Annotated in this window: 16 protein-coding genes; 15 read left to right on the top strand and 1 reads right to left on the bottom strand. The window is 35.2% G+C overall.

Translation table 11 applies throughout. From position 1 onward, the window contains the following. Positions 1–71 precede the first annotated feature (71 nt). On the top strand, positions 72–1,715 hold the full coding sequence (locus BN1225_RS01255; protein ID WP_041138011.1) for an alpha-glucosidase: 1,644 nt from the start codon (positions 72–74) through the stop codon (positions 1,713–1,715). A gap of 23 nt (positions 1,716–1,738) precedes the next feature. Here BN1225_RS01255 and BN1225_RS01250 read toward each other — a convergent pair whose 3' ends face one another. Beyond that, the gene (locus tag BN1225_RS01250) at positions 1,739–2,281 is read right to left on the bottom strand and encodes a GNAT family N-acetyltransferase (RefSeq protein WP_041138010.1); all 543 of its coding nucleotides are present in this window, start codon (positions 2,279–2,281) and stop codon (positions 1,739–1,741) included. 147 nt (positions 2,282–2,428) lie between these two features. Here BN1225_RS01250 and BN1225_RS01245 point away from each other — a divergent pair, with 147 nt between their 5' ends. From BN1225_RS01245 to prmC, 14 genes are all read left to right on the top strand, one after another. Beyond that, on the top strand, positions 2,429–4,489 hold the full coding sequence (locus BN1225_RS01245; RefSeq protein ID WP_052466181.1) for an AAA family ATPase: 2,061 nt from the start codon (positions 2,429–2,431) through the stop codon (positions 4,487–4,489). A gap of 23 nt (positions 4,490–4,512) precedes the next feature. After that, the gene (ispD, locus tag BN1225_RS01240; protein WP_041138009.1) at positions 4,513–5,157 is read left to right on the top strand and encodes a 2-C-methyl-D-erythritol 4-phosphate cytidylyltransferase; all 645 of its coding nucleotides are present in this window, start codon (positions 4,513–4,515) and stop codon (positions 5,155–5,157) included. Between the two features lie 206 nt (positions 5,158–5,363). Beyond that, complete coding sequence (gene rpsF / locus BN1225_RS01235) at positions 5,364–5,645, top strand: 30S ribosomal protein S6 (protein WP_041138008.1); 282 nt, start codon at positions 5,364–5,366, stop codon at positions 5,643–5,645. Between the two features lie 11 nt (positions 5,646–5,656). Beyond that, the gene (ssb, locus tag BN1225_RS01230) at positions 5,657–6,112 is read left to right on the top strand and encodes a single-stranded DNA-binding protein (protein WP_041138007.1); all 456 of its coding nucleotides are present in this window, start codon (positions 5,657–5,659) and stop codon (positions 6,110–6,112) included. 19 nt (positions 6,113–6,131) lie between these two features. Further along, positions 6,132–6,362 carry a 30S ribosomal protein S18 gene (gene rpsR, locus BN1225_RS01225; RefSeq protein WP_041138006.1) on the top strand — a complete coding sequence of 77 codons (231 nt, stop codon included), beginning with the start codon at positions 6,132–6,134 and terminating at the stop codon, positions 6,360–6,362. A 125-nt stretch (positions 6,363–6,487) separates the two neighbouring features. Next, positions 6,488–7,150: a hypothetical protein gene (locus BN1225_RS01220; protein ID WP_147585159.1), complete on the top strand. Its 663-nt coding sequence runs from the start codon at positions 6,488–6,490 to the stop codon at positions 7,148–7,150. A gap of 481 nt (positions 7,151–7,631) precedes the next feature. Beyond that, complete coding sequence (locus BN1225_RS01215; RefSeq protein ID WP_041138004.1) at positions 7,632–8,567, top strand: AEC family transporter; 936 nt, start codon at positions 7,632–7,634, stop codon at positions 8,565–8,567. A 300-nt stretch (positions 8,568–8,867) separates the two neighbouring features. Next, the gene (locus BN1225_RS01210; protein ID WP_041138003.1) at positions 8,868–9,758 is read left to right on the top strand and encodes a DUF2232 domain-containing protein; all 891 of its coding nucleotides are present in this window, start codon (positions 8,868–8,870) and stop codon (positions 9,756–9,758) included. Between the two features lie 6 nt (positions 9,759–9,764). After that, complete coding sequence (locus BN1225_RS01205; RefSeq protein ID WP_317621622.1) at positions 9,765–11,732, top strand: GGDEF domain-containing protein; 1,968 nt, start codon at positions 9,765–9,767, stop codon at positions 11,730–11,732. A gap of 1 nt (position 11,733) precedes the next feature. Then, positions 11,734–12,183: a 50S ribosomal protein L9 gene (rplI, locus tag BN1225_RS01200; RefSeq protein WP_041138001.1), complete on the top strand. Its 450-nt coding sequence runs from the start codon at positions 11,734–11,736 to the stop codon at positions 12,181–12,183. A gap of 12 nt (positions 12,184–12,195) precedes the next feature. Then, positions 12,196–13,560, top strand: a complete 1,365-nt coding sequence (dnaB, locus tag BN1225_RS01195; protein WP_041138000.1) for a replicative DNA helicase — start codon at positions 12,196–12,198, stop codon at positions 13,558–13,560. An 11-nt stretch (positions 13,561–13,571) separates the two neighbouring features. Next, a complete protein-coding gene (locus BN1225_RS01190; RefSeq protein ID WP_041137999.1) occupies positions 13,572–14,174 on the top strand; it encodes a thymidine kinase in 603 nt (200 codons plus the stop codon). Between the two features lie 434 nt (positions 14,175–14,608). Further along, positions 14,609–15,685 carry a peptide chain release factor 1 gene (gene prfA, locus BN1225_RS01185; protein WP_041137998.1) on the top strand — a complete coding sequence of 359 codons (1,077 nt, stop codon included), beginning with the start codon at positions 14,609–14,611 and terminating at the stop codon, positions 15,683–15,685. Then, complete coding sequence (gene prmC, locus BN1225_RS01180; protein WP_373140468.1) at positions 15,682–16,545, top strand: peptide chain release factor N(5)-glutamine methyltransferase; 864 nt, start codon at positions 15,682–15,684, stop codon at positions 16,543–16,545. The genes prfA and prmC overlap by 4 nt, the downstream gene beginning before the upstream one ends. The last annotated feature ends 6 nt before the right edge of the window (positions 16,546–16,551 follow it).

Here is a 16,551-nt window from a genome sequence, read left to right as displayed (position 1 = left end):
GTATAAAATCAAAAAAACCACAAATTGTGGATTTAATTTTGTATAATATAACTATATATGGAGGATAACTTATGAACGAATGGTGGAAAAATGAAGTGGCCTATCAGATCTATCCGAGAAGTTTCAAGGATACAAATCATGATGGGATTGGTGATATTAAAGGAATCACAGAGAAATTAGATTATTTGGAGAATTTAGGGGTGACATTACTGTGGCTGTGTCCCATTTATAAATCACCCATGGATGATAATGGTTATGACATTTCCGATTATTATGATATTAATCCGGAATTTGGAACCATGCAGGACTTGGAAGAGTTAATTCAAGAAGCTAAAAAGAAAAATATTAAAATAATCATGGATCTGGTCATCAATCATACATCGGATGAACATCCTTGGTTTAAAGAAGCAATGACTAATCCACATAGTCCTTATCGCGATTATTATATCTTTAAATCGGCAAAAAATGGCAAAGCACCGACAAATTGGCGAAGTGTTTTTGGCGGATCAGTCTGGGAAAAAGTGGGGGATACTGAGGATTATTATTTCCATGCTTTTTCAAAGCGTCAACCTGATTTGAATTGGGAAAATCCGCAAATGCGTCAAGATTTATATAAGATGATCAATTGGTGGCTGGAAAAGGGAATTGCAGGATTTCGAGTAGATGCAATCAATTTTATTAAAAAAGATCAACGTTATCAAGATGGAGCGGTTGATGGTGCTGATGGACTATCTGCTTGTTTTGCTTTTTCAAGAAATCAGCCGGGAATAGAAAAATTCTTTGAAGAAATGAAAAGAGAAACTTTTGCGAAACATCATTGTATGACAGTGGCTGAAGCAGTGGGAGTCAACTACCCTGATTTAGGCATTTTCATTGGGGATCAAGGATGCTTTTCAATGATGTTCGATTTTAACTACTCTAACTTTGATATTGGTGAAGATGAGGAATGGTTTAAAAGAAAAACATGGTCACCTAAAGACTATCGTGAATTATTATTTACAAGTCAAAGAGAGATTCAAAAAATAGGCTGGGTTGCAAGCTTTTTAGAAAATCATGATCAACCACGTTCAATTGATAAATTGATTGTAAATAAAGAAGATCACAATTATTATTCAAAAACAATGTTGGCAGGAATGTTCTTTCATTTAAGAGGAACCCCGTTTATTTATCAGGGTCAAGAAATAGGAATGGTCAATTTTACTCGTCAAAGTATTGATGAATTCAATGATATTGGAAGTATCGGGCAATATCAAAGAGCGATAGAAGAAGGGTATAGTAAGGAAGAAGCATTGCATTTTGTAAATTTGAGAAGCCGCGATAATACACGTACACCAATGCATTGGGATGACAGTGAATACGCTGGATTTTCAGATACAGAGCCTTGGATAAAAATGATGGATAATTATAAAGAAATCAATGTAGCTAATCAACTTAGTAAAGAGCCATCCGTTTTCCAATTCTATAAAAAAATGATTGCCCTTCGCAAAGCAGAGCCAATCTTAGTGGAAGGCGATTTTGAAGAATTATCAGAAATGCCGGATGATGTCATCGCCTATTCACGTGTGAGTGCAGAAGGAACGATCAGCTGTCTATGTAATTTTAGCCGAAATAGTATTAAAATAAGAAATATTGAGGGGATAGTATTATTAAATAACTATCCAGAATATCAACTGGGAGAGTTGAAACCATTTCAATTTGTGATGATAAAACAATAAGAAAAAAGAGATCTTGGTAATGTCTAAGATCTTTTTTTATGGACATATTCTTCTTTTGTCATGGAATAGCAACAGCTGTCTGTTACACCTTTATCGAAATGAATAAGAGCCCGGCGCATAGTTCCCTCATAAGTAAAACCGCATTTTTCAATGACTCTTTTGGATTGATGGTTGAATGGATAGTGATAAACGGAAATAAGATCCAATGCCAGATCATTAAAGGCGTAGTCTAAAACTGCTTCTACAGCTTCTTTCATCAGCCCTTTCCCCCAGTAAAGATCATCTAAAACATAACCGATCATCCGACAATTAGGATTTTTGCGATGTTCATCAGGATGTAATCCCAAAGAGCCAATGACACGCTGGGATAGTTTATCTGTGATTGCCCAAACCTCTTGGCTTTTAATAAAGCTATCTAAAATTTTCTGTGAAGTTGTGATACAAGTATGGGGCGGCCAACCAGCAGCTGGACCGATAGAAGGCTTTGAAGCATAGGCAAAAAAATCTTCTAAATCAGTTTGTTCCCAATCTCTGAGTACTAATCGCTTAGTATCTAAATGTTTCATATATACATCTCCTTGTCATTAATTGTAGCATACTCAAGTATAAAATAACGAGCTTTGAATAAACTTTTGTGTGTTGTTTAAAGCAGGGATAAAAGGTTAATAATTTAAAAGTAATTTCATACAATAGAAAGAGAAAGTAGGTGTACTATGTTAACTAAGTTTAGTGAAAAAGCACAAAAGATCATTGTGATAGCTGAAAGTGTTGCGTTTGATTTGGGACATGCAAACGTAGGCAGCGAGCATCTGCTATTATCGATTATGAAAATGAAAGATAATGCAATGTATCCCTTACTGGAAAAGTATCAGATTACGGAGCAGAAACTGCAGGATGACATCATTCGCTTGTTTGGAACAAATGACATGCAGCCCTTTTATATGGAATATACAAATATTGTTCGCGTTATCTTAGATAAAGCAATCAAAGAATCACATCAGCGTGGTGAAAAAAAGGTAAGCGTGGAATGTCTATGTTTAGGGCTTTTAAGCATAGAAGACAGTGTTGCTATAGAATTGTTAAAAAAGTATGATGTCGATATTGAAGAAGTAAAAGAGGAATTGGAAGAAATGACAAAGACAGAAAATGAGCTTGATCAAATCAATGAATTAATCAATATCAATAAACGAGTTAAAGCTCAAAACACTATCGTCATCGGTCGGGATAAGGAACTTCATCAGTTAATAGAAGTCCTCAGTCGTAAAGAAAAGAATAATGCAATCATCGTTGGAAAAGCAGGGGTTGGAAAAACTGCTTTAGTAGAAAAGTTGGCCATAGAAATCAATAATGGGAATGTACCGGAATCCTTGAAAGAATGTACGCTCTACGAATTAGATCTTGTCAGCGTTGTAGCGGGAACAAAATATCGTGGTGAATTTGAAGAAAAGTTTAAGAAGATCATACGTAAAGTATGCAATGATCCTCATTGCATTATTTTTATCGACGAAATCCATAATATTATTGGTGCCGGTGGAGCAGAGGGGGCAATTGATGCTTCAAATATTATCAAGCCCTATATTGCCAGAAGACAGTTTACTTGTATCGGAGCTACTACTCAAGATGAATACTACAAGTATTTTGAAAAAGATGAAGCTTTAAACCGCCGTTTTCAGTATGTTCACTTAGATCCTACAACAATTACCGAAACAACGGCAATTATTGAAGGGTTAAAAGAATCCTTTGAAAAATTTCATCAAGTAAAGTTAGAGGATAGCTTGATTCCCTATCTGGTCGAAAATGCATCGCGTCATTTTCACAATCGCTTTATGCCAGATAGTGCCATAGATCTATTGGATTTGATCTTGGTCAGAGCGAAAATGAATAAAAGTGAAAGTATTGACAAGCGTGATGTGGATAAAATGGTTGAGGAACTCACCAATATGAAAGCCCATAGCAATCGTTTGCAATACTTAAAAGGCCAATTACTCAGGTATATAAAAGGCCAAGATGAAGCGATAGAAACAATCATTCAGCAGCTTTCCTTAGTAGAAAGCGGATTATATGAAGATGGACAACCTAAATGGGTTTCTTTATTTGTTGGACCTACAGGAGTAGGGAAAACAGAAATTGCAAAACTGCTGGCAAAGTATTATTTAGATGATGAACATCATTTTATTAAACTGGATATGTCGGAGTATAAAGAATCGAGCAGTGTAAGTAAGATTATTGGGGCAAGTCCCGGATATATCGGATACGATGAACAATCCTTGCTGGTAAAGCATATGAGCAGTCATCCACGAAGTGTCATTTTGTTAGATGAAATTGAAAAAGCACATCGTGATGTATTAAATCTTTTCTTATCCGTTTTTGATGAAGGAGTTTTAAAAGATCAGCGTGGAAAAACCATTGACTTTAAAGAATGTATTATTATTATGACTTCCAATGCAGGCTGTGACGCCTTGAAAGATTCTATTGGATTTAAAAAAGATCAGAAAAAGAATAATGTGATCGATTCCATTTTCCCAAAAGAATGGCTGAATCGCATTGATCAGGTCATATATTTTGATCCAATCAGTGAGGAAGCAGCACGCCAGATTGCCGATATGCAGATTGAAACCTACAATAAGCAGTTGAATATGGATATCCGGTATGAAAGTAATAAACTAAATGAATTACTGCCTAAAGAAGAAATTCAAAAGTATGGGGCAAGAGCAATAAAGCGTGCCGTAAAACAATATATGTACAAGCAGATATTAAACAACACCCATGTGTGATATAATACACATGGGTGATTTTTATGAACTATAGTGTAGTCATACCTTGTGCAGGTATGGGAAAAAGAATGGGCTTAGGCTATAATAAACTTTTTTATAAAATGGACGGACAAAAAACAGTTATTGAAAAAACCGTTGAAATTTTTATTGAAGACGATCGTTGTGTTCAAATTATTTTAGTGATTAGTCCTAAAGATCAAAAAGAATTTGAGAAATTATTTAGTTCCAGTAAAAAAGTGGAATGGTGCTTAGGCGGAAAAGAAAGACAGGACAGTGTGTACCAGGGACTATTGCGTGTTAAATCTGATGATGTCATGATTCATGATGGTGCACGTCCTTACTTGACAAAAGCCTGTATCAACCGATTATTGCTGACATTGGAACAATATACAGCTTGTTTATTGATGGTGCCGGCAAAAGATACGATTAAAATCGTAGATGAAGATGGTTTTGTGAAAGAGACACCGAATCGTGCAAGCCTTATGCATGCACAGACTCCTCAGGCGTTTAAAACTGCCATTATTAAAGAAGCCTATAGTTTAGCAAAACAACAGCAAGTCTTAGGAACAGATGATGCTTCATTAGTTGAGATGCTGACAAATGTACAAGTAAAGATGGTTGAGGGCGATTATGGTAATATAAAAATAACAACGCCGGAAGATCTTTAAGGAATTTATTAAAATAAAGTGTATAGAAAGATAGGTAGCAGAAGTTAGCCATGTTTTATAAATAACGAAAAATGTTGGAAGATTCATAGTAATTTTTGTTTACAAAGGTCTAAGGTTATGCTAAAATGATTGAGCATGTAAAAATAATTTACTGCCTGCTTATATATCAAATATAAGCCAATAGACCATAGGGAGGTGCACAAGAGATGAATAAATACGAAATTATGTTTATCCTTCGTCCTAATTTAGAAGACGATACAAGAGCTGCATTATTGGAAAATGTGAAAAACATTTTAACTGCTAATAATGGAACTGTTGACAATGTGAACGAATGGGGAGTACGTGAATTAGCGTATGAAATCAAAGACTTCACAAGAGGTTACTATGTCATTGTTGATACAACAACTTCAGCTGCAGATGTTGCTGAGTTAGATCGTTTATCAAGAATCAACGCCAACATTTTACGTCATATGATCATTCGTAAATAAGAGGTAGAGATATGATAAATCGTGTAGTATTGGTGGGGCGTATGACAAGAGACCCTGAACTTAGAAGAACTCCTTCTGGAGCAGCTGTAACAAGCTTCTCACTTGCAATCAACCGTAATTTTTCAAGTGCTAATGGAGAACGTCAAACAGATTTTATTAACTGTGTCGTTTGGAATAAAGCCGCTGAAAATGTTGAACGTTATTGTTCAAAAGGTTCTTTAGTAGGAGTAGAAGGAAGAATTCAATCACGTCAATATGACGCTCAAGATGGTACAAAGCGTACTGTTGTTGAAGTTGTATGTGATTCTGTTCAGTTCTTAGAAACAAAAGCGGCTCGTGAAAAAGCGCAACCACAAATCGATACATCAAATCAATCATTCTATAATGTTGAGTCAAATGATTTTAGTAATGATTTTGACAATGTCAGCAATGCATTCGACATTATGGATGATGACATACAATTTTAATTAGGAAGGATGTGTAAACATGGCTTACAGAAAACAAAGAATGGGTAGAAAGAAAATCTGTTATTTTACAAAAAATAAAATTACTGAAATCGATTATAAAGATGTAGAATTATTAAAAAGATTTATTTCAGCTAACGGAAAAATTATCCCAAGACGTGTAACTGGTACAAGTGCTAAATATCAAAGAATGTTAGCAACTGCTATCAAAAGAGCTAGACAAATGGCTTTATTACCATACGTTGGTGAATAATTAAAACTAGTCTAAAAGCTAAACAAGAATTAAGCCTTTAAATACTGGATAACCTAGTGTTTATGGGCTTTTTTATTGAATTTTAAAATGAAAATCCTAGGAAAGAATGGAGATAAATGACAATAATGGATAACTTAGAACAGAATTTTTGTTTTATCAATATATTGATGAATGTTGATGAAGAATTGAAGATATCACAAAAGTATGATGAATATTTTCCCCAAGCAAATAATATGTATTGGATGAATCAGCAAGAACATATGGTACTTTATTTTTTAGCTAGGGCAGATAACGGGAAAAGTGTTGCTGACAATATTGTGAAGATTTATAATCGGGGAGCACTCTTTTGGATGGCAGAGGCACTGAAGTCCACTAAAAAGTTTAAAGACGTTGATATACAAAAGATACTAAATGATACTCATGAAAAAGATACGAATTGGCGTCTGCGTGTAAACGATATTCATAATAAATTGAATTTTAAAGAAAATATTGAACCATTCAAGGACGGAGCTATGTTATCAAAAGATAAAACAGAACTGCTTTTAAAATATATTGTTCATTATTTAAGCGTATTGGGTAACAGTACGAACGATAAAGATCGATCATTAATACTAAATATATTAAAAAATTTTGAAGAAGGATATGCAAAACACTTTAATAGAGTAGATGACCAAACTTTAATATATCTATTAGAAAAAAGTGTGAAATACATAGCGTGCAGTGAGCAGATTGCTAATAGGGTTTGTGTATTTAAAAACCAACTACTAACAACCAATTTAAACCAATAATGACGATTTCTCATGGAAATATCATTTCTATTTTATGATTACTTTACAATGATTTTTTCTTATTGGTTAATTAAAACGTTAAATGGAATACTGACAGATGCAATTATAACGTTGTTGGGATATAAAGCCATGAGGGACAGTTGCTGCTTCTTGGCTTTTCTTATGCCTGTATATTCTGTAAAATAATGATTTTACTTTAGAATAGGAACAAGTATGAAGAGAAAACCTTTCGTCCCTAATGATAGAAGCAGTCTCCAGTAATGCTTATTATCAGTAAAAAGTAATAAATACAGTCTCATATGTTGCGTTTACACCTTCGTAAACCGAAAAAGGTATATAGCATGATTTTTATTGCCTCAACCTCTTGTAGTAATTGTTATGTTTATCTATGCCTATTAATTATACTCAAGTATAAAATATAAGTATTTGATATAGAAAAACGAATAGGTATAATAAAACCCATACGAGAGGAGAAATGAATATGACAGCATTATCAACGTTATTGCCAGTCTTTTTTATGATCGGATTAGGTTTGCTGGCAAGAATAAAAGAATGGATTACACCGGAGCAAAAAGATGGCGCCAATAACATTGTTTTTAATATCTTATTTCCGATTATGATTTTTAATGTGTTGTTCACTGCGACAATAGAAACTTCTGCAATATGGATTATTCTGTACGTATTTATTGCTTTTATATTAGCGATTATTGCAGGGAAGCTGCTAGGACGCTTTACCGGCAAAAAAGTTGTCCATATTTCACCTTATTTGTTAACGACTTGTGAAGGTGGAAATGTCGCTTTGCCATTATATACATCTATTGTAGGATTAAGTTTTGCAAGCAATACTGTTATTTTTGATATTGCCGGAACTTTGATTGCGTTTGTGGTGATTCCTATACTGACAGCTAAATCCGCAGCAGAAAAAACAAGTGCAAAAGAATTGATGAAAACAATTCTGACAAACTCATTTGTTATCGCGGTGAGTCTTGCATTAATATTGAACCTTACAGGAGTCTATGCGTTTTTTTGCACCACTCCGTTTATAGATATTTATACGAATACGGTTTCGCAAGCAACCGGACCTATTGTTGGAATGATTTTGTTCATCATTGGTTATAACTTAAAAATTAAAAAAGAAACATTAGGGTCACTCATAAAACTATTAACAGTTAGGGTCTTATTTTACATCGGTGTGATTATTGGATTCTTTATTTTCTTTCCGCACTTAATGGCAGATAAGATTTATATGATCGCAGTTCTAATCTACTTCATGTGTCCTACCGGTTTTGCGATTCCGATGCTGATATCACCACTGAACAAATCCGAAGAAGATGCAGATTTCCAATCCGCCTTTATATCGTTGTTTATGATCGTGACTTTAATCGTATATACTGTGATTGTTGTTTTTATTTATTAAATAATGTAACTATGTAAGGAACTAAAGCAATATAATTTAGACAGATTCTCTACTGTTATATCTGCTTATGATATGAAACTCTTGAGTAAACAGGAGTTTTTTTATTTGCAGTTTAGCTTATAAATCTTAATTGTTTAAGTGAATAAAATCCGATTTGAGAATATAATACTGGGAATATTATGCTGATAATGACAAATTATGATAAAAAACAGTGGTCAAAAGGCTATAATTATATTAAAATGATATGAAAAACAATAGCTATACGACAGAAGTTTTAAAATATGCAAATCAGGTGAGAAAATGAGACAGAAAAAAACAAGAAAAATTGTAGAAGGGGCAGCGATTACCGCTATTTTTGGTACCCTCTTTTTAATTGATATGTACAGCGGGGGATTATTTGGTTATTACTTGTATTTTATATTACCGACTTTAATTGTTTGGTATGGATATAAATATGAATTGAAAGATTCGTTGACACTAAGCGTAGCAATTTTCTTTATTACGCTGTTTGTAGCGTCACCGATTAGTCTTTATTATGCAGTATCCGCATTACTGGCAGGAATCGTGGTTGGGTATTGTGTAAAAAAGAAAGTCAATGCCACGACTTTGTTTTTAGTAACAACCACGATTACATTGCTGTCTAATATATTAATATATACACTATTTTCAAAATTGTTTGAAATGGATCTGATCAGTGAAGCCACTTCAATTTATCATTTGGTAGAAGGCTTTATGCCAACGGGAAGCATGATTGCCCTTGAGATATTCTTACAGTTTGTTCCCTTGGTCATCTTCTTTATGGGGATTATTGAAGCATATGTCATGATTCTTTTAATGATGTTGATTTTGCCGAGATTGAAAGTCCCATTTTCGTTTCGTTTTAATTTTTTATTGATGCAGTTTCCTAAAGGATTTGGTATTATCAGTCTTATTATTATAGCGTTGAACTCCTTTATTGATGGTGGCTTGTTTCTCCATTATTTAGATGTTATTTTAAAAACGATCCTGATTGTTCAGGGGGCTTCGCTTGTAGGACTCTATTTTACCCTCAATAAAAAGATTGTTTTTTACTTCTTGTCAATGCTTTTGCTGATTATTCCATATGTCTGGTATATCTATGGAATCCTCGGTTTTATTGACATAATGATTGGTATAAAGAAAAAATTACTGTATAATAAACATATGCAGTAAAAGGTGGTGATTGAATTGTCAAAAACATTATTTAAGTATAGGAACGCTGTGATGTTTATCTTATTGGTAGAATTTATTATTGTGGTTTCTATAAGTGCGTTAACGACATCCAGTTTCATATTAGCCTTAAGTTTATATATTTTTGTTAAAAACAGTATTATGATTGCAATCCTATATCTGTTATGTCGGCAGTTTGATCAAGAGCAGGTTGATATTTCCACAGTTTTAGGTGAAGATGTTGGAAATGCCTGTATCTTTGGTGGGATTGGTTTGATCATGTATGACGAGAATCGCAACATCATGTGGACGAGTGAACTTTTGAAAGAATTAGGCATGGATTTAGTTGGACAAAAATTATTAGAATGGCAGCCGGGATTAGAAATCTTGTTTGAAGAAGAATCTGTGAAAATGATTGAAGCAAACAAACGTCGTTTTGAAGTTTTTAATAATGCCAGCTCACGTGTTTTATATTTACGTGATGTGACTGATTTTAATGAATTAAGTGAATCTTATCATAATGAGAGAGCAGTCTTTGGCTATTTGTCGATTGATAATTACGATGATACGATCGCAAGTGTCGATGAACAAAAAATGGCAATGATTCAATCCGCTGTTCGTAATGATATATCAAAATGGGCAAGTGACTACGGTATTGTTTTACGTCGTTTTAAATCCGATGGGTATATTTTAGTTTTTAATGAGCAAATTTATGATTCGTTAGTACACAATAAATTTGATATCTTAGAATTAATTAAAGAGGAAGCCGATAAGCTAGGTGTAGTATTGACATTAAGTATGGGAATTGCAAGAAAATATGATTCCTTAAAGGAATTAGAAGAAATGTCAGCATCTGCCTTGAATCTGGCGTTCTCACGTGGTGGAGATCAAGTCGTCATTAAGTCAATGGATGAACAGATTCGTTTCTTTGGCGGAAACAGTGAATCCTCTTCTAAGAACAATAAAGTAAGAGCACGTGTTATTGCCAAAACGTTACGTAGTCTAATTAAATCAAGCAGTAATGTTATGATCATGGGACATAAGCAATCTGATTTGGATTCCTTTGGTGGCTCTTTGGGAATGTATAAAATCGTTCAGTCTTATGGAATTCCTGCAAATATTATTATAGATGGCAACTCATTAGAAGATAAAACCGGACGAGTGGTAGCGGAAATGAAACAACAAGCGGTCTATCAAGGTGTGATGATTTCACCGAATCGAGCTATCGAATTGACTAAGCCGACAACATTGCTTATTATAGTCGATAATCATAAGCCATCATTGGCGATTGATCATAAAGTCATCGATGTCACGAAAAATGTAGTTGTGATCGATCATCATCGACGCGGTGAAGAATTTATTGATTCACCGGTATTAACGTATATGGAACCCACTTCCTCTTCGACAGTGGAATTAATTACCGAATTGTTCGATTATCAGGAATCTGCGATAAAACTGACCGAAGAAGAAGCAACGATTATGTATGCTGGGATGCTGGTCGATACGAATAACTTTAGAGCACGTGTGGGTGTGCGTACATTCCAATCGGCAACTAAATTAAAAGAACAAGGCGCTAATGTATGTACGGCTTATGAGTATTTGGAAGACGATTTCAAGGATGTCATGGCGCGTATCAGCATTATGCAGACAGCGTATCGTTATCAAGACAATATTTTAATTGCGTATAATAATGAAGACTCTTATGTGAGTCGTGCATTACTGGCTAAAGTCGGAAACGAATTACTGGCAACAGTCGGAATCGATGCAGTCTTTACTTTGGGGTATGTAGAAGAAGGAGAAGTGGCTATATCAGCACGTTCTTCAAGAAATATTAATGTACAGATTATTATGGAAGCACTTGGCGGTGGCGGACATTTTTCAATGGCGGCCTGTCAGCTCCATGATTATAAATTAGACGATGCAACCAATGAGTTAGAGGTGCAGATCAGTCAATATTTAGAAGAAAGAGGGGAATAAGATGAGAGTAATTTTAACTCAAGATGTAAAAAAATTAGGAAAAAAAGGTGATATCGTGAAAGTTGCAGATGGTTACGGACAAAACTATCTGATTAAAAACGGATTAGCTGTTATTGCTACTGAAACAGGAAAAGAAATCGTAGCGGCAAATAAAGAAGAAGAAAAATTACAGGATGCATTAAACAAAAAGAATGCCGAATCATTGAAAGAAGTGATTGAAAAGATTACTTTGGATTTTAAAGTGAAAGCCGGAGAAGGAGGACGTGTGTTTGGAGGTGTTTCAACGAAGCATATCGTAGAAAAACTTCAAAGTGAACATGACATTAAAGTAGACAAACGTAAATTCCTAGATGCTAAACCGGCTCAAAGCTTAGGAACAACAAAATATAAAGTCGAGTTATATAAAGGAGTCATTGCAGAATTAAAAGTTCATTTGACGCAAGATGAATAGGGAGGGGTTAAAATGCCAAATACCTTACCTCATGATACAGAAGCAGAACGTTCCATTTTAGGAGCTATGCTGTTATCAAAGGAAGTATGCTATGAAGTTATTGGTTCATTAATGCCGGAAGACTTTTATTTAGATCGACATCGTATGATTTATGATACGATGATCGATATACATAAAAAGAATATGCCGATTGATATTACCACTTTAACCGCGCATCTAAAAGATAAGCAAATTCTAGATAAAGCAGGTGGAGTAGAATATCTTTTGGAATTAAGTGAATCGGTTCCGACAACGGCACATAGTCGTTACTACATGCGGATCTTAGAAGATAAATCCATGCTACGCAAACTGATTAAAGAAGCAACTTCCATAATTGAAAAGGCAACAGGTGAAGTGGACGATGTCGGGGACTTCGTCGGGGAAACAGAAAAAGATTTATTAGCGGTAACCCGTGATCGAAATTCGGGAGAATTCAAAAATATTAAGCAGGTCGTTCAAAATGTGACTGACCGTTTAATGCTATTAAGCAGTCAAGGCGGAGAAATATCGGGGCTAAAGACAAATTATTACGCCTTAGATAAAATTACTTCCGGACTGCAAAAAGGAGATTTGATTATTTTAGCGGCGCGTCCTTCTGTCGGAAAGACGGCGTTTGCTTTAAACTTGGCCACAAACATCGCTTATAAATCCAAAGAACCGGTGGCGGTGTTCTCATTAGAAATGCCTGCCGAACAATTAGTCAGCAGAACTATTTCTTCGATGGGCGGGATCGACAGTAATCAAATCAGAACGGGTGAAATTATTAAAACAAATCTGAATCGCTATCATGCGGCGGCGGACCGTGTGTCACAGTGTAATTTATACATCGATGATGGGGCAGGAATTAAAATTAATGATATCATTGCAAAGTGTCGTCGTTTAAAACAGGAACATGGACTTTGCTTAATCGTGATTGACTACTTACAGTTAATTACCGGTAGTGGCAGAAGCGATAGCCGTCAGCAGGAAGTATCCGATATCTCACGTCAGCTGAAAGCTTTAGCCAGAGAATTGGAAGTTCCATTAATTGCATTATCACAGTTATCACGTTCAATTGAAAAGCGTGAAGACAAGCGGCCTTTAATGTCCGATTTACGTGAATCCGGTGCCATCGAACAGGATGCTGATATTATTGCGTTCTTGCATCGTGAAGATTACCAAAAAACAGAAGATGGTCAGGTTGAAAATGCCGGACCGGTTAAAATTATCATTTCTAAGCATAGAAATGGGGCTTTAGGTGAAGTAGATTTATTATTTGAAAAGAATTTCAGTCGTTTCAGTAATATTGATACACGCTATAAAGAACAAATAGAAGGAACAAAAGATTTAAGAACTTAGAGGTAGATAGGATGTATCATCAATATAGAGAAGGATGGCTGGAAGTCATTTGCGGATGTATGTTCGCAGGTAAAACGGAAGAATTGATCCGAAGAATAAATGTCTTAAGCTATGCAAAAAAGAAGATTGTTATTTTTAAACCAAGAATAGATAACCGTTATTCGGAAAAGCAAATCGTATCTCATTCAGGAACTAGCATTGACTGCATCGTAGTAGATCGAGCGGTGGATATTTTAGATTATGTCAGCAAAGATCCGGAAATCGATGTTGTAGCGATTGATGAAGTACAGTTTTTAGATAAAGATATTGTAGAAATTTGTGACTATCTGGCAGATCAAGGGAAACGTGTGATGGTTGCCGGGTTAGATAAAGATTTTAGAGGTGAACCGTTTGGCGTAATGCCGGAATTACTGACACGAGCAGAATTCGTCACAAAACTAACGGCCGTCTGTGCAAAATGCGGAGCTCCGGCAACGCGTACACAACGTCTGATTAACGGAGAACCTGCTTCATTTGATGATCCGATCGTTTTGGTTGGAGCTACAGATCACTATGAACCACGCTGTCGTCATTGCCATAGCGTACCTGATAAACCCAAATTAAAAAAACTTTAAATGTTCATAAATAATTCATATAGAATTGTTATTATATGTTTGTCAAAGGACAACATAATAATAATTGTAGGAAAAACTCTCCCAAACAATTAACCTACAAAATTTCCCCATAAAAGACAACCGCTCTGGTAACAGTGGTTGTCTTTTTGTATAAACAATGATTTGTATTTTAATTTGAGCATTTTTTTCAAAGTTCATATTTAATTCATATTTATTGGGTATTATATACCATGTCGAAGGACAATAATAATAATGTAGGTGCCCCTCTCCCAAAATAAGCACCTACACTAATCCCCAAGGTACTGCTTTGCAGTACCTTTCCCCATTTAATGAATTAATCATGAGAAAATCATGATTTTTTTGTTTCTGGTAGATTATATTTTGATTATTTATATATAATAGTATATAATATTAAAGATTTGGAGGTATAAACCATGAACAACATGATTGATAGATTAGAATCGATGGAGAGACGATATGAAGAGTTGAATCAGATGCTGATGGACCCTAGTATCGGAGAAGACATCAAGAAAATGACAGAAGTGACCAAAGAGCAAGCCAGCTTGCAAAATGCTTATGATTTATATCAGGAATACAAAAAAGTAACAACTGGCATTGAAGAAGCAAAAGAACTTGCGAAAGAAAATGATCCCGAAATTAAAGAAATGGCGAAGATGGAATTAACTGAATTGGAAGAACAATTAGTAGAGGTAGAAGAAAAACTACATTTAGAATTGATTCCGAAAGATCCGAATGATATGAAAAACGTTATTGTTGAAATTCGTGGCGCTGCAGGCGGAGATGAAGGAAATATTTTTGCAGGAGACCTTTATCGTATGTATACAAAATATGCAGAAGCACAAGGTTGGACGATTGATTTAATGGAAGCGACAGAAGCCGAAGCCGGAGGATTTAGTAATATTTCTTTCATGGTAAAAGGGGATGGCGTTTACTCAAAGTTAAAATTTGAATCAGGGTCACACCGTGTACAGCGTGTACCAAAGACAGAAACACAGGGAAGAATTCATACTTCTACAGCAACTGTATTAGTCATGCCGGAAGCAGAAGAAGTAGATGTTGATATTAATCCAAGTGATTTGCGAATCGATACTTACCGTGCTTCAGGAGCCGGAGGTCAGCATATCAACAAAACCGATTCAGCAGTGCGTATTACCCATTTGCCAACTGGAATCGTTGCTTCAAGTCAAGATGGACGTAGTCAGCATGATAATAAAGATAAAGCGATGAAAGCTTTAATCACAAGAATTTACGATAAAATGATTACAGAACAAGAACAAGCCATCGGCAGTGAAAGAAAAAGCAAAATCGGAACCGGAGATCGTGCGGAAAAAATCAGAACATACAACTATCCGCAAAACCGTGTCACCGATCATCGAATCGGATATTCTGTACAACAATTGGATCGAATTATGGAAGGACGTATTGATGATTTGATCACTGCGTTAGTCAATGAAGATCAGCGCTTGAAATTAGCCGGAGAAGAACAATAATGACAGTTAGGGAATTAATACGTCAAACGGAAAAACAACTTGAAGAACAAGGAAAAGACATCCAAGTAGCAAAAGTATGGTTTTATCACCTTGCTAATAAAGAACCTCATGAGCTTTACTTAATGATGGATGAAGAAGTCGATGAATCTATGGCGACTTCATTTCAAGATGGAATAAGTGAATATTTAAAAGGAAGACCCATACAATATATCAAGGGTGTTGAAAACTTTTTTGGACGCGATTTTATCGTGAACCAAGACGTTTTGATTCCCCGTTATGAGACCGAAGAATTAGTTGAGCATATTTTATACGCGATTGACGATTATTTTGACGATACGGATCAGATTGATTTATGTGATGTAGGAACAGGAAGCGGTGCGATTGCGGTATCATTAAAATGTGAAGAACCACGTTTAAAAGTCTGGGCAACAGATATTTCTGAGAAGGCATTGGAAACTGCTAAAACGAATGCACAAAACAATGATGCTAAGATTACCTTCATGCAAGGGGATATGGTACAGCCGTTGATCGAAGCAGGTATAAAAGTGGATATCTTTGTTTCAAATCCGCCCTATATTCCGGTTCAGCAGGAAATTGAAAGTGTAGTAAAAGACCATGAACCCCATGTTGCCTTATTTGGGGGACACGACGGACTCTATTTTTATCGTCAAATCTTCAATAGTGTAGAAGCCATTTTAAAAGATAAAGCTATTTTAGCTTTTGAAATGGGGTATGATCAAAAAGAAGACATGGAAAAGGAAGTTAAACATTATTTCCCGGATTATCCTTTTGAAATACTCAAAGATATTAACGGGAAAGATCGTATGCTGTTTATTTATAAAAATATCAGTAAGAAATAAGGTGAT

Source organism: Beduini massiliensis (assembly GCF_000829905.1).
Taxonomy (GTDB): Bacteria; Bacillota_I; Bacilli_A; order Erysipelotrichales; family Coprobacillaceae; genus Beduini; species Beduini massiliensis.
Note: the sequence above shows the minus strand (reverse complement) of the source record. Positions and strands in the feature narration are given on the sequence as shown.

Bases quoted from the DNA above. Each gene is read 5' to 3' on its own strand.
- BN1225_RS01255 (WP_041138011.1), top strand. From the start codon at position 72: ATGAACGAATGGTGGAAAAATGAAGTGGCCTATCAGATCTATCCGAGA.
- dnaB (WP_041138000.1), top strand. From the start codon at position 12,196: ATGCCAAATACCTTACCTCATGATACAGAAGCAGAACGTTCCATTTTA.
- BN1225_RS01250 (WP_041138010.1), bottom strand. From the start codon at position 2,281: ATGAAACATTTAGATACTAAGCGATTAGTACTCAGAGATTGGGAACAA.
- prfA (WP_041137998.1), top strand. From the start codon at position 14,609: ATGAACAACATGATTGATAGATTAGAATCGATGGAGAGACGATATGAA.
- rpsF (WP_041138008.1), top strand. From the start codon at position 5,364: ATGAATAAATACGAAATTATGTTTATCCTTCGTCCTAATTTAGAAGAC.
- ssb (WP_041138007.1), top strand. From the start codon at position 5,657: ATGATAAATCGTGTAGTATTGGTGGGGCGTATGACAAGAGACCCTGAA.
- BN1225_RS01210 (WP_041138003.1), top strand. From the start codon at position 8,868: ATGAGACAGAAAAAAACAAGAAAAATTGTAGAAGGGGCAGCGATTACC.
- rplI (WP_041138001.1), top strand. From the start codon at position 11,734: ATGAGAGTAATTTTAACTCAAGATGTAAAAAAATTAGGAAAAAAAGGT.
- ispD (WP_041138009.1), top strand. From the start codon at position 4,513: ATGAACTATAGTGTAGTCATACCTTGTGCAGGTATGGGAAAAAGAATG.
- BN1225_RS01220 (WP_147585159.1), top strand. From the start codon at position 6,488: ATGGATAACTTAGAACAGAATTTTTGTTTTATCAATATATTGATGAAT.
- BN1225_RS01190 (WP_041137999.1), top strand. From the start codon at position 13,572: ATGTATCATCAATATAGAGAAGGATGGCTGGAAGTCATTTGCGGATGT.
- BN1225_RS01215 (WP_041138004.1), top strand. From the start codon at position 7,632: ATGACAGCATTATCAACGTTATTGCCAGTCTTTTTTATGATCGGATTA.
- BN1225_RS01245 (WP_052466181.1), top strand. From the start codon at position 2,429: ATGTTAACTAAGTTTAGTGAAAAAGCACAAAAGATCATTGTGATAGCT.
- rpsR (WP_041138006.1), top strand. From the start codon at position 6,132: ATGGCTTACAGAAAACAAAGAATGGGTAGAAAGAAAATCTGTTATTTT.